This is a genomic window from Methylophaga sp. UBA2513, assembly GCF_002341285.1.
Lineage (GTDB): Bacteria > Pseudomonadota > Gammaproteobacteria > Nitrosococcales > Methylophagaceae > Methylophaga > Methylophaga marina.
Window position 1 is genome coordinate 115,031 of the sequence record NZ_DDNT01000007.1, and the last position, 13,308, is coordinate 128,338.

The following is a 13,308-nucleotide window of genomic DNA, read 5'->3' on the forward strand; positions in this document are numbered from 1 at the left end:
TCAATGACTCAAACACACAGACCTCTGGCGCTCATCATCTTCGATGGATGGGGCTACAGCGAATCCGCAGAAAACAATGCTATTCTCGCAGCAGATACCCCAAACTGGGATGATATGTGGAAAAACTATCCACACACATTAATCAATGCCTCAGGGGAGGGTGTGGGGCTGCCTGGCGATCAAATGGGTAATTCTGAAGTCGGTCATTTAAACTTGGGCGCGGGGCGCGTGGTTTATCAGGAATTTACCCGTATTAGTCTGGCAATCAAGAATGGTGAGTTTTTTAACAATCGTGTTTTGATTGATGCCGTAGAAAAAGCAAAAAAAACTGATAACGCGGTACATATCTTTGGCTTACTGTCTGACGGTGGTGTTCACAGTCACGAACAACATCTTCATGCGATGGTCGAACTAGCCGCGAAGCAGGGTGCTAAAAACATTTACGTCCATGCCTTCCTCGATGGACGCGATACACCGCCGAAAAGCTCTCACACGGCTATTGAAAAACTTGAGGACAGTTTTAAAACATCAGGCGCCGGAAGACTTGCTACAGTTATCGGTCGATTCTACGCCATGGACAGAGATAATCGCTGGAATCGTGTCGAAGAAGCTTATCAACTCATCACTGAAGGTAAGGGTCAGTATCAGGCAGCAACAGGCATCGAAGCCCTGCAGGCGGCTTATGAACGAGAAGAGACCGATGAGTTTGTTAAAGCCACTACCATTGGCGATCCAGTGAAAGTGAATGATGGTGACAGCATCATCTTTATGAACTTCCGTTCAGATCGTGCCCGCGAATTGACAGAATGTTTCATCAACCCTGAATTTTCAGGTTTTACACGACCACGACAGATCGAATTAGCAGATTTTGTCACGCTAACAGAATACAAAAAAGACTTTACCGCACCTATCGCCTTCCCCACAGAAAAGTTACATAACATCTTGGGGGAATATTTATCGGCTCAGGGTAAAACTCAACTACGTATTGCCGAAACAGAAAAATACGCACATGTGACTTTTTTCTTCAACGGTGGTCAGGATGCGCCTTATGAGGGTGAGGACCGTATACTCATCCCATCACCTAAAGTGGATACCTATGATCAACAACCTGAAATGAATGCACCCGAAGTCACTGAAAAACTGGTCGAAGCCATTAACAGCGAAAAATACGATGTCATCATCTGTAACTTCGCCAACGCTGACATGGTAGGCCATACCGGTAATTTTGCTGCAGCGGTAAAGGCCATTGAAACACTGGATGTCAGTTTGGGTAAAATCTGGTCAGCAATAGAAAAAGTCGGCGGTGAAATGCTGGTAACCGCTGACCATGGAAACGCCGAGCGCATGGTCAATCATGAGACGGGGCAGCCCCACACCGCCCATACAAACAACGTTGTTCCGTTATTATTCGCGGGTCGTGAAGCCGACTGTGTTGATGGGGGCACTTTGTCTGATATCGCACCAACGATGTTGTCTTTGATGGGGCTGACAATCCCTGATGAAATGAATAAAAAACGATTAGTTCTGCCCAAGTAAACAAAAACGTGACATTAAAGATCTTACTGGCGAGCTTAAGCCTGCTGATCTGTTTCAGTGTTCATGCTGAGACAGACTCAGCGGCACGCTTAGATGACGTTCGTGATGAAATAAAATCCCTAAATAGCGATCTTTCTGCAAAGAAGGCTGACAGGGAAGCTCTGTTCGAGAAATTAAAAAAACAGAGCCGACAAGTTTCTGAACTGAACAAACAGCTGCGAAATATCGAAACCCAAATAGACAATAAACATAAAGAGGTTGAGGCCTTACGTCAGGAAATGGGCATTAAAGAAAAAGAACAAAAACAACAACTAGATGCCCTTTATAGTCAGATACGCACCGCTTTTATTCATGCCGAACCCAGTTATCTTGAACTCTTACTTAATCAGAAAGATATTTCTACTCTGAGTCGAGGCAGTACGTATTTTCGCTATTTCCATCAGGCCAGACAGCAAGAGCTACATAATATTCACCAACTGCTAACCAAGCTTAACAATGAGCAACGTGAAGTATTGCTTGCTCAACAGTCACTGGAAAACATGCTAACGCAACAGCGTTCTAAGCAAACTGAGCTTCAGCAACAAACCGAACAAAGAAAAGCGACATTGGTCGCGCTAGATAAAAGCATCACCAGCCAAGATAGTCGTTTAGCCTCTTTAAAAGAAGAAGAAAAAAACCTACAACAGCTACTCAATTCACTGAGTAAAAAGCCTACACCAACACCACCGGCACCCAAGCCAGGCAAGAAACTCACGGCTGTGAAACCAAACACACCTTTTTCACGTCTGACAGGTAAACTAGATTGGCCAGTGAGTGGAAAAATACTTGCCCGCTATGGTAGCTCGAGAAATCTTGGTAAACTCAAGTGGCAAGGTATCGTCATTGCGTCACCAACTGGAAATGATGTCAAAGCCACAGCAGCCGGCACCATTGTCTTTGCTGACTGGTTGAGAGGGTTTGGTCTGTTAATCATCATTGATCACGGTGATAAATACATGACCCTCTATGGCAACAATGAATCACTACTGAGAGATGTCGGTGAATATGTTAAGGCCGGCGATGTTATAGCACAGTCAGGCGAACAAGGAATTCGCGGCCTTTCCGGCCTATATTTTGAAATTCGTCACCGAGGCAGCCCAACAAATCCATTAAAATGGTTGGGAAAACAAGGCTGACAAGTCTTATCGATTAAGGAAGGAATATGAGTTTGTTTAAACGTGATTTCGGCTTAATTACCAGCGGCGTAATTTTAGGTGCCACCCTCGTATTTGGCCAAATGGTTTTTGCTGACAGGGAAGCCACTAAACCCGATCTACCTCTTGAAGACTTGCGAACTTTTTCTGAGATTTTTGGCAGAATAAAAAGCAGTTATGTAGAGCCAGTAGAAGATAAACAATTATTAGAAAATGCCATTCGCGGCATGCTTTCTGGTCTGGATCCACACTCGACATACTTGGATAAAGATCAGTTCAAAGAGTTACGTGAAGGCACCTCTGGCGAGTTCGGTGGTTTAGGTATCGAAGTCAGTATGGAAGATGGCTTTGTCAAAGTAGTGACACCTATTGATGATACCCCTGCAGCTAAAGCCGGTATCAAGCCAGGTGATTTAATTATTCGTCTTGATGATACGCCAGTTAAAGGAATGACACTGAACGATGCCGTTGACATCATGCGCGGCAAACCTGGTACGGATCTGATGCTAACCGTCATTCGTGAAGGCGAAGATACACCGCTAAAAATTAATATCACTCGTGCCATTATCAAAGTGGAGAGTGTTAAGAAAAGAATGTTGGAACCCGGTTATGCCTATGTTCGGATTTCTACCTTCCAGTCTCGAACGGGTGAAAGCTTAAGAGAAGCTATTTCTGACCTGAAAAAAGAAAATAATGGCGCCTTAAACGGACTGGTTCTGGATTTACGTAACAATCCAGGTGGCGTACTAGATGCCGCCGTTGAAGTTTCTGATGCTTTCATAGAAAAAGGCCTTATTGTTTATACCGAAGGTCGTATTGCAGACTCAGATCAGAAATTCCATGCGACGCCAGACGATATGTTGAAAAGCGCGCCACTCGTTGTCTTAGTCAACGGTGGCTCTGCTTCCGCTTCTGAGATTGTGGCTGGTGCCTTACAGGATCATGACCGTGCCGTCATTATGGGAACAAAAACCTTCGGTAAAGGCTCTGTCCAAACAGTGATGCCTCTTACCAATGACACAGCTGTGAAGATGACGACTGCTCGCTATTACACGCCATCAGGTCGCTCTATTCAAGCAGAAGGTATTGTGCCTGATATTGAGCTTAAACCCGTACATATTTCAGCCATCGAAGATGCAGAGTTTACGCCTCTTCGTGAGCGTGATTTAGCACATCACCTTATGAATGGTGATGAAGAAGAAGAGACCGATGCAAAACAGAACCAGGCTGATAAAGAGAAAGAACAGCCGCTAGAAGTCTCTGATTATGCTTTATCTCAAGCACTTAATTTGTTGAAGGGAATGACCATCCTTAAAAAATAAAGGATAGCTTATGTCTACTGTATTGATACCTCTCGCCGAGGGTTTTGAAGAGATTGAAGCGGTTACCGTTATCGATCTACTGAGAAGAGCAGAGATCAATGTAGTAACGGCTAGCCTTAGCCAGCGACATCAGGTTACAGGCAGTAGACAGATTGTTCTGTTTGCTGACCATTTACTTGAGGATATGGTTAACGCTGATTTTGACATGATTGTTTTGCCGGGCGGACAGCCCGGCACAAACAATCTTAATCAAGATTCCCGTATTTCAGTGTTATTACAAAAGCAGTTAAATGCTAATAAACACATCGCTGCCATTTGTGCTGCTCCGCTGGTACTAGCTCATGCTAAAATCCTCAATCAGCATAAAGCCACTTGCTATCCGGGAGCAATAAAGCAAGAAGATTGGCCTGAAATCTCACTTTCCGATGAGTCTGTTATCGTCGATGGCAGAATAATTACTTCAAAAGGACCTGGTACAGCGATGGATTTTGCCTTAACCCTTATTGAAGTTCTGACAAACCATCAAACTCGACATACCGTTGAACAAGATTTGGTAAGAAAGTAAAACCTATGGCCTTACTTACAGCTAACGATTTGTCTATTCTTCTGGTTGAACCATCAGCCATGCAGCTCAAACTGATTATGCGTCATCTGCATGAAGAGGGTGTGCATAAAATTGATGGTGTCAGCAGCGGTAAAGAAGCATTAGACTTTATTGATAAATATCCGCCAGATCTGGTCATTACCGCCATGTATTTACCGGATATGACTGCCAATGAGCTTATAGAGACCGTTATACACAAACACCCTCAACTGAATATGTCCTATATGCTGATCTCAAGTGAAAAAGGGCATGCGGCACTTGAACCCGTTAGGCAAGCTGGTGTGATTGCCATTCTACCTAAACCCTTCGATCATAAAGATTTACAACGTGCTATCAGAGCCACACTCGATATCATTGATCCGGAAGAGATTACTCTTGAAAGCTATGATGTGAGTGAACTCAGTTTGTTGGTGGTAGATGACAGCCTGACATCGCGTAATCACATTATGCGTATTTTTAGTACGATGGGGATCTTACATATTGATGATGCCGAAAATGGCCGCAAAGCATTAGATAAGATCAATGAAAACCATTATGACCTCATTGTGACTGATTTGAATATGCCGGAAATGGATGGGCATGAATTAGTACAATACATCAGAAATGATATGGGTAATGACGCTATCCCCATCATGATACTCACCACCGAAAATAATGAAGCACGATTAGGGCAGGTCGAGCAGGCCGGAGTCTCAGCCATTCTCAACAAACCTTTCGAGCCGCATACCATTCGCGAAATGTTATTCCGTTTACTTGACTCATAAAAGAATTTTGTCGCTACATTGCTTGATATCAAGCCTATCATCATAGTTCGTTTTTTTAGCTGATTACACTGTTCAGCTCTGTCTGATAAGAGGAATAACTTATTCGCACCCACCTATTATAGCCAGTTGGTCGGTAAATTCTGATGCAAAAACTCCTGCAGAACCCTCACTTTTAATGTTTTAGCAAAACGATCAGCGACACAAAAATAATAGTCTAATGGCTCAGGCTCACCATGAAGCTCTGTATGACTTCCCTCCTCAAATAAAGAAATAAGCCTGCCTTCCGCCACATGTTGAGTCACAACAAAAGCGGCGATTCTAGCAATACCTCCTCCAGCGAGTGTGATATTAGCCAACATATCGATATCATCACAAACCATGGCTGTTCTCACTTCAGGCTGAAAGCGTTGCCCATGCCGTAAAAATGACCAGCCTACAATTTTCTCATCAACAGGTATCTTAAATAACAAACATCTATGCTGACGTAATTCAGCGATGGAATCCGGTATACCGTTTTTATTCAGATACTCTGGCGACGCACAATAAACTAACGGAACCGTGGTTAGTCTGTTCGCCACCAGACTGTCATCTAACTGCTCACGTATTCTGATGCTGACATCAATACCTTCCTGTCGATGATCGACATGTCTGTCACTGGCAATCAGCTCTATACTCAAATCCGGATATTGTTCATAAAATATGGGGAGGAGGGGAGCGAGAACATGTCGTGCAAATGCAGCTGAGCAGGCTATTTTTAGTCTTCCAGACACCTTGCCTTCTACGTATGAAACGGCCTCAGCTGCCAACTCCATTTCCTGCAATAAACCCTTAACACGCTGGTAATACACCTCACCAGTATCGGTCAATGCCAGACTTCTTGTTGTTCTGGTCAATAAACGTGTACCAAGAGATGACTCTAAGCGTGCAATATTTTGGCTGACCGCTGCGGCACTTATGCCAAGTCTTCTTGATGCCGCGGCAAGACTACCTAACTCGACCGATCTGACAAAACTCTCAACGCCACGCATTGTGTCCATTTGTACTTTACCAACAATAATAATGAAAAATTAATAAGCTTAGCTTAACAGTACAATTAGTTTATATGCACTACAAACTTAACAATAGCAAGACTAAACTGCTCACATTGCTTAAGAGGAGTTAATTAATGAATACAAAAAAATTACCCGTTAAACTCACGTCGTATGTTTTTGCACTTTATATGGCAGGTATTATGGCCTTCTTAATGTGCTTAATTATTACTGGCGTTAATCAGGGCCTATCCTCACACTACATCAGTGATGCCCTAAACGCATACAAAGTTGCCATGCCCGCCGCCTTTATTTGTATTCTTATTGTTAGACCTTTTGTGGCTTTTCTGGTGAAAAAAATCGTGCATATGGCCTAAGTGTTCTCATACAGTGATATCAAGCTCAACCATGTCTCTGGTTGAGCTTGTACTGCACTGAAAAAACTAAAAAAGTGAAACAGGTTTAATCCAGATCGGTCTCGCGAATACGCAAAAAGCGGGCAAACCGAGGCAATCCAGTTTTAGTAACCCCCTGATAACGATAGGTAATGACACTGCCGATGGGAGGTGGGTTAATACGGTCTTGATCTGATAAGCCGCTACCGATCGAAAAGACCCGGCCTTGCTTATTTTTAACACGTAATGCGCCTAACTGATTAGTGTATTTACCTTTGCCTGGCAAATGCGCAATAACGGTGGCTTCAGCATCATCATATGGCTTGAGTTTTAATAAAGCCTGCGTTCTCCCACCGTGATGTTTAGCTGACGCCAGATGTAAAATCAGACCTTCAGCACCGTGTTCTATCTTATCTTGTAACAGGTCTTGTAAAGCCGTTTTGTTTATCAGCCGATATTGTTTAACAGGTTTAATATGTGGCAGATTTAGTTTTGTGATTAAACTTGTGTAGTTTTGATAACGTTGTTCAAAAGGCAGTTCACGATCGGGCATATCAAACACCCGATAACTCACTTTTCGCCAAGCTTCATCATCCGGTATTTGTGTTCTTATAATGCCACTGAGCCGTGCAAAGTCTTGATGTTTAGTCCACAACTCACCATCCAACCATACATCGGGTAGGGAAGCAGTAAACCAGTCTGGGGCGTTGATAATATTGCCACTACGGGTCAGAAGTTGTTGACCTGTCCAGATAGCCCGTACACCATCGAACTTTTCACTGACGAGATAGGCAGATACTGGCTCAGTCCTCTCTGGCTTATAGACACTGGCCAGTTGCACGGGTGGCATAGTCTGAGCAGCATGAACTAGCCCATTAAGACTAAGCAGGGTGAAAATGAAAACAACAGTGATAGCACGCTGTATACGTGGCATATTTGCCTCCTTGCAAATTAATTAATAGTAATTGCCTCTGGCATCCTGCCAATAGACGTCTTGACTCGGTTTACTCTAACTCTGATGCGATTGTTTGAGCTAATGTCGCTGACAGTGATGCGTTTCTTCTGCGCTCAGGACACAGAGCACTACGGAATCCCAGATAGTCGGGTTTTAATGCGCGTAGGGTAGCAATATCCTCAATGCGTAAAGCACCTGCCAAGCCACATAAACTTTCTGCGTTTTTCACTATGTTTACAAACGCTGTCAACGCATCAATTGACCATAAATCCAATAAAGAGCGACCATTTTTTTCTGCGGTATCAACCATCACACCGCTAAAACCTGCTTTTAGAACCTGTTCTATTACATCAGTTTCATAATTACGATCAGCAAATATCACAGCAATTACCGGCGTGGTGAGTTGTTTGATAACTGGCGTTAATGCTTGTAAACAGTCCGCTTGTTCTTCACCTCCGAATAAGCCAATTTTGACATAATCCACGCCTGTTCCAACCATATTCATGATTGCCGGCTCAATGACATCAAACTGCATTGGCAAATCACCAATTGTCGCGCTGGTTAGACAACGTCCCGATACCGACTTAACAATATCTTCCACTATATCTACAGGCAAAGCGCCTAAGGCCCCTTTTGCCGGCTGTTTCATATCAAGAATATCTGGCAGACAGCCGTTGAGGCTCTGAGCTTCTTCCAATGACTGTACACTGGCTAGCCATTTTGTATTATTCGACATTGATACCTGCTTCTCTCACCTTTTTCATTAACCAGCCCCACGCTTCCCACTCGCGTTCACCCGCTGTTTTTTCCATACCGATGGTCAAATAGTTAATTTCATCGCGAATTTTTTGTTCTGGCAACATCGACAAACGGCTAACCAATATGGCGGCTTCAATGACGGCACTTTGTGCACGGTTATATCCACGAAATAAGCCATGTTGCTGTTCATGTACAACATCGCCATAAAAACAGGCGCGGGGATCATCGTCATCAACATTCTGGATAGCTATTTCTGTGTGGCTAAGTGCATTTGTTAAATAGAGACTATCTATCTTTTCACATGCTGAAGATGGCCATTGTCGGTGCCCGGTTAATGCTCCTGCAAACACGCGTACATCATCCGTGTAGTTAATACTACATGAGCGATGACGCATTAAGTTATTGTAAGTTGTCGATGGTTTAAAAGGTTTTATTTGAAAGTAACCATTTACTTCACTAACACCCATAGGCGCATGATGTGCTGTACCATCAGCATTTTTTGTCGTCACAATAACTTCATGAATTTTTGCGGTCAGCCGTACCACTAGGATGCTCCTTTTTTATTTTTCTTAGGTTCAGCCGTACCACACGCCGTGCGAGTTTTTTTGACTTTTGGGGCATGCTCGTCACGGACGACTTTTTTCATACTCTCTCTTGGTGTATCGGTTTTATCTGCTGTACCGCAGGCACGATCTTTCTTGGTTTTTTTCATGGTGGTACCTTCCACCTTTTGCTCTGTTAAATCTTCTTCTGCCACATCAACGGCACAACCCCATTGTAAATCTTCATCTTGGGTATAACGCTTACCTAACTGCCAGGCGACTTCGGCGCGGGCCAGTTCAACACCAAGATAAAATGCATGGCCGGGATCATTCTCTACGTCTAGATGGGGATAGAATTCAAATGGATCAATATCCTGCACAATACCATCACGATTGAACATAAAAATGCCTTCTTTTGCGACTTTTATCCGGTAGTTCGGGTCTCGAATCGTGTCGGCCAAAGCATGAATTTCATCAGCAGTATCCGTAAACGGGTGTCGTTCGTGTGACACCAACAAGTCACCTGTAAAATCTCTTGGTAGACTATTATCCTGTTTGGCGGCAAACATCATTCGTCTCGCCACATCGGCTTCACGTATGGCCCGTCGTGCATGCGAGCTAACTTCTGTGGCTAATACACAGTTAATATTTAACTCAGAAATCATGCCAAACAACATGGCATTGATTCCGGTAGTATCCGCGTCAGTTAACTCTGTCAGATTACCTACTCCCATCATGATCGGCGCATCAGGGTATTTCCGCCGTAATTCATGGTAACGAACAATTGAGGCCGTTAAACCAAAATGAATGGGATCTAAAATCGGATCTGCCACCCACGGTTTACCAATTTTATCCATGGCTTCCATAGCTCGCTCCAGTGAGGCAAGGGAACCTGGCTCAGCAGGAACTAAAATTGGGACGGCGTCTGTTTCTTTTGCCAGATCAATCGTTTTTTCAGTCAAACTTAATAAATAGTCAGCACCTGCTTTGGACGCACGCTGCAGGTCATGAATCGAAAGTGAGTCCACACTCACTTTAAAACCATTATCATGTAATGCTGCAATAGCTTCTTCCATTAATGGAAATTTTTCTTCAGGTAAACAGCCAATATCAATAACATCCGCCCCTTGGCTAGCATAATACCGGGCACGTTCTAACAGACTTTCAATAGAGCGTTCAGGAGCATCGACGATTTCGGCAAATATTTTGACAGCGTGGTGAGATAAATCTGGTTTTTTACGGGCTTTACCAAACTGCATTGGTAGATCTTTGATTTCATCTGGGCCACGCGTAATTTTAATACCCAGATCTTGGCTTAGTAGCTCGAGGTCTCCTCGACAGCGGCCTGGGACTATGATTTCATCAAACCCTTCAAAATCTTCAGGCTTGAGTCGTCTACCTATCATTTTATCTGTCATCAATGCTGCGACAGACACGCCTATCTGATGAACTCGATACTCAAAGGGGAGTGGCGCCATTTCTTCCAACACTTTATGCACACTGGGCTCAGCCAGTTTGCCTGTAAGAAATAATATCTTCCTCGCCATCAGAGGTACTAACCGACCTCAGCCAGACGTTGCTTCAGTACATTGAATAATTCATCAGCATTATCTACCACGGTTGTTGCCTCGAACTGTTTTAATGTAGTCGTATGTTGTAGATCTATCGCTCTGGGAGAAACATGCACAATTCTGTCTGGTGCAGGGGTATCTATTTCTGGTTCAGAATCACAGGCGAGCACAATGCTTGGTATACGACATTTTCCTGCTTGGGCATATATATTCGTTACCAAAGTATCAGATAAGCCCATGACCATCTTAGCAACGGTGTTAGACGTAGCTGGAGCGACAACAAGGCTATGATAGTCACCTCGATAAAATAAACCGACTGGCGGTGAGCTAGCCGCTCTATCACGGTAGACTCGCCCCTCTGGTACGAATGATTTTGGATCATAGCCGTACATCCTTACAACTTCTTCACCAGCTCGGCTGTAAAACAAGTCCACGTCATCTAACTCATGGACAATTTCCAAACATTCTTTCAGATAATGTCCTGAGCCTGTAATAGCCCAAGCCAGACGTGGTTTTTCAGGCCTTGCTTGCATTTTGTTTCTCTGTGAATAAGTTAAGACGTAAATTTTGCCAGACTAACTACACTTAGTAAAAATAAGATAGGTTTTATAGGGTTTTTTACGTTAAAATCGATAACTCATTGTAATTTTGCGTCAGATTGGAGTCTTTGCGAATGTCTAACAGTATTCCAAAAATTGTGGTTGTCGGAGGCGGGGCAGGTGGTCTTGAATTAGTCACTAAACTCGGCAAAAAGTTGGGTAAAAAAGGCAAAGCTGAAATTACGCTTGTCGATAATACACATACACACATATGGAAACCGCTTCTTCATGAGGTTGCTGCTGGTACACTCGATTCGCATGAAGATGAAATTGAGTACCTGAGTCAAGCTAATGCCAGTGGATTTCGTTTCCGTTTGGGTAAAATGGATGGCTTAGACAGAGACCGTAAGACTATATCTCTGGCCCCCACACTGAATCAAGACGGGGTGGAAATTATCCCACGTCGCGAATTTGAATACGACTACCTTGTCATATCTGTTGGTAGCGTTAGTCATGACTTTGGTATCAAAGGTGTTCGTGATCACTGCTTATTCCTTGATACAACCAAGCAAGCCGAATCTTTCCAAAACAAATTACTTGAAGCCTATCTTCGCGCACACACACAAGGTAAGCCTTTGCACGAAGGTCAGTTGAACATTGCTATTGTTGGTGCAGGTGCTACAGGTATTGAGCTTAGCGCTCAACTTCATGAAGTTTCTCACTTACTCACTGCTTATGGGCTTGATGAAGTACAACCACAAGACGTCAAGATTAGCATTATTGAAGCAGCCAATCGTGTTTTACCTGGCTTACCAGAAAATCTCTCTGCGGCTACAACGGATGAATTGACGAAATTAGGCGTTGACGTTCTCACTGGAGAACGCGTTGTTGAGGTTAATGACAAGGCTATATTCACAGAAAGTGGAAAAACCATTCCCGCTGCCATTAAAGTATGGGCGGCAGGTATCAAAGCACCAGAGTTCTTAAAAGATATTGCCGGACTTGAAACCAATTGGATGAACCAATTGGTTGTACGACAAACATTACAAACGACCTTAGATGATGATATCTATGCCATCGGTGATTGTTGTGCATGTAAGTGGCAGGGACATGATGAGAACGTACCACCCCGTGCTCAAGCAGCTCATCAAATGGCATCTGTTGTGTATAAGTCTATTCGTAATCGCATGGCAGGTAAGGTTGCCCCTGAATTTGAATACCATGACTATGGCTCACTAGTATCGTTAGGTAAATACAGCACGGTTGGTAACTTGATGGGCAACCTAAGTAAGGGCAGCATGATGATTGAGGGGTTCATGGCGCGCCTGATGTATCTTTCTTTATATAAGATGCACCAAGTTGCACTGTTTGGTCCTTTCCGGGTTGCTATGCTCTCTCTGTCGCATATCTTCAGACGTAGTGTTCACCCTAAAATCAAACTACACTAAACACTTGCTACATCAGATAAAAAAGGCCCTTGATAGGGCCTTTTTTATGTTCTCTACATCTACTTTTTGGAAAACAATGACATGCGCTGAGTAATATCATTATTATTTATTCGGTGTTTTACTGCTGCACCTATATGCAAAAGTAATAATGCAATTAACGTAAATGCCAACACTTCATGTATTTCACTGAAGTACTCCCTCATATCTGGGTCTGCCTCCGCCAGGCGCGGTAAAACTATTCCCCACAGTTTCGTATCGTATTTACTGTACATTGATTGCAGATACCCCGTTAGTGGCATAGCAATCATTAACACATATAATAGCCCGTGGACGCCACCAGAGAGCTTCTGTTGCCATAATGGGATAGAAGAGGGAAGAGAGGGCGCTGGATGAAATATACGCCACGCTACACGCATTACAATCAGCACAGCGATACTTATCCCCAACGATTTATGTAATAAAAACCAAAATGCCCGAACACTTTCTTGACCTTCAGGCAAATCCCATTCTTTCGGAAGCTGAACCATATATAGTCCGATTGCGATCATGGCTAAAATGGCGAACGCAATTAACCAATGTAACCATCGCTGTACCAAGTCGTACTGTTTTATCTGTTCGGGCATATAATTTCCTTCACTTTCTTTTTATGCAT

The 13,308-nt window shown here is 43.5% G+C and carries 14 protein-coding genes; 7 read left to right on the forward strand and 7 right to left on the reverse strand.

Translation table 11 applies throughout. From position 1 onward, the window contains the following. Positions 1–3: 3 nt before the first annotated feature. From gpmI to B3V56_RS03550, 5 genes are read left to right on the forward strand one after another with little or no spacing between them, the layout of a single operon-like run. A complete protein-coding gene (gene gpmI / locus B3V56_RS03530) occupies positions 4–1,536 on the forward strand; it encodes a 2,3-bisphosphoglycerate-independent phosphoglycerate mutase (RefSeq protein ID WP_289282190.1) in 1,533 nt (510 codons plus the stop codon). An 8-nt stretch (positions 1,537–1,544) separates the two neighbouring features. After that, positions 1,545–2,711, forward strand: coding sequence for a murein hydrolase activator EnvC family protein (locus tag B3V56_RS03535; protein WP_289282191.1), 1,167 nt, complete (start codon positions 1,545–1,547; stop codon positions 2,709–2,711). Positions 2,712–2,737: 26 nt separating this feature from the next. After that, positions 2,738–4,051, forward strand: a complete 1,314-nt coding sequence (locus B3V56_RS03540; RefSeq protein WP_286305932.1) for a S41 family peptidase — start codon at positions 2,738–2,740, stop codon at positions 4,049–4,051. A 10-nt stretch (positions 4,052–4,061) separates the two neighbouring features. Then, positions 4,062–4,616, forward strand: coding sequence for a DJ-1 family glyoxalase III (locus B3V56_RS03545; protein WP_289282192.1), 555 nt, complete (start codon positions 4,062–4,064; stop codon positions 4,614–4,616). Positions 4,617–4,621: 5 nt separating this feature from the next. After that, positions 4,622–5,419, forward strand: a complete 798-nt coding sequence (locus B3V56_RS03550; RefSeq protein WP_286305934.1) for a response regulator — start codon at positions 4,622–4,624, stop codon at positions 5,417–5,419. A gap of 116 nt (positions 5,420–5,535) precedes the next feature. Here the strand turns inward: B3V56_RS03550 and B3V56_RS03555 are convergent, their stop codons facing one another. Continuing rightward, positions 5,536–6,456 carry a LysR family transcriptional regulator gene (locus B3V56_RS03555; protein WP_286305935.1) on the reverse strand — a complete coding sequence of 307 codons (921 nt, stop codon included), beginning with the start codon at positions 6,454–6,456 and terminating at the stop codon, positions 5,536–5,538. Positions 6,457–6,584: 128 nt separating this feature from the next. Here B3V56_RS03555 and B3V56_RS03560 point away from each other — a divergent pair, with 128 nt between their 5' ends. Then, positions 6,585–6,824, forward strand: a complete 240-nt coding sequence (locus B3V56_RS03560) for a DUF2798 domain-containing protein (protein ID WP_289283977.1) — start codon at positions 6,585–6,587, stop codon at positions 6,822–6,824. A gap of 85 nt (positions 6,825–6,909) precedes the next feature. Here the strand turns inward: B3V56_RS03560 and B3V56_RS03565 are convergent, their stop codons facing one another. From B3V56_RS03565 to B3V56_RS03585, 5 genes are all read right to left on the reverse strand, one after another. After that, positions 6,910–7,776: a DNA ligase gene (locus tag B3V56_RS03565; protein ID WP_286305937.1), complete on the reverse strand. Its 867-nt coding sequence runs from the start codon at positions 7,774–7,776 to the stop codon at positions 6,910–6,912. A gap of 70 nt (positions 7,777–7,846) precedes the next feature. Beyond that, entirely contained in the window at positions 7,847–8,533 is a 687-nt protein-coding gene (locus B3V56_RS03570) for a (5-formylfuran-3-yl)methyl phosphate synthase (protein WP_286305938.1), read from the reverse strand. After that, entirely contained in the window at positions 8,523–9,101 is a 579-nt protein-coding gene (locus B3V56_RS03575) for a DUF447 domain-containing protein (RefSeq protein ID WP_289282194.1), read from the reverse strand. Before B3V56_RS03575 ends, B3V56_RS03570 begins: the two co-directional genes overlap by 11 nt. Then, positions 9,101–10,645 (reverse strand): DUF6513 domain-containing protein, encoded by a 1,545-nt coding sequence (locus B3V56_RS03580; RefSeq protein ID WP_286305940.1) that lies wholly within the window; start codon positions 10,643–10,645, stop codon positions 9,101–9,103. Before B3V56_RS03580 ends, B3V56_RS03575 begins: the two co-directional genes overlap by 1 nt. 8 nt (positions 10,646–10,653) lie before the next feature. Further along, positions 10,654–11,202 (reverse strand): flavoprotein, encoded by a 549-nt coding sequence (locus tag B3V56_RS03585; RefSeq protein ID WP_289282196.1) that lies wholly within the window; start codon positions 11,200–11,202, stop codon positions 10,654–10,656. 140 nt (positions 11,203–11,342) lie between these two features. On the opposite strand from B3V56_RS03585, the gene B3V56_RS03590 reads away from it, so the two are divergent. Beyond that, entirely contained in the window at positions 11,343–12,656 is a 1,314-nt protein-coding gene (locus tag B3V56_RS03590) for an NAD(P)/FAD-dependent oxidoreductase (RefSeq protein ID WP_286305942.1), read from the forward strand. Between the two features lie 59 nt (positions 12,657–12,715). Here the strand turns inward: B3V56_RS03590 and B3V56_RS03595 are convergent, their stop codons facing one another. Further along, positions 12,716–13,279, reverse strand: a complete 564-nt coding sequence (locus B3V56_RS03595) for a cytochrome b (RefSeq protein WP_289282197.1) — start codon at positions 13,277–13,279, stop codon at positions 12,716–12,718. Positions 13,280–13,308: the final 29 nt, after the last annotated feature.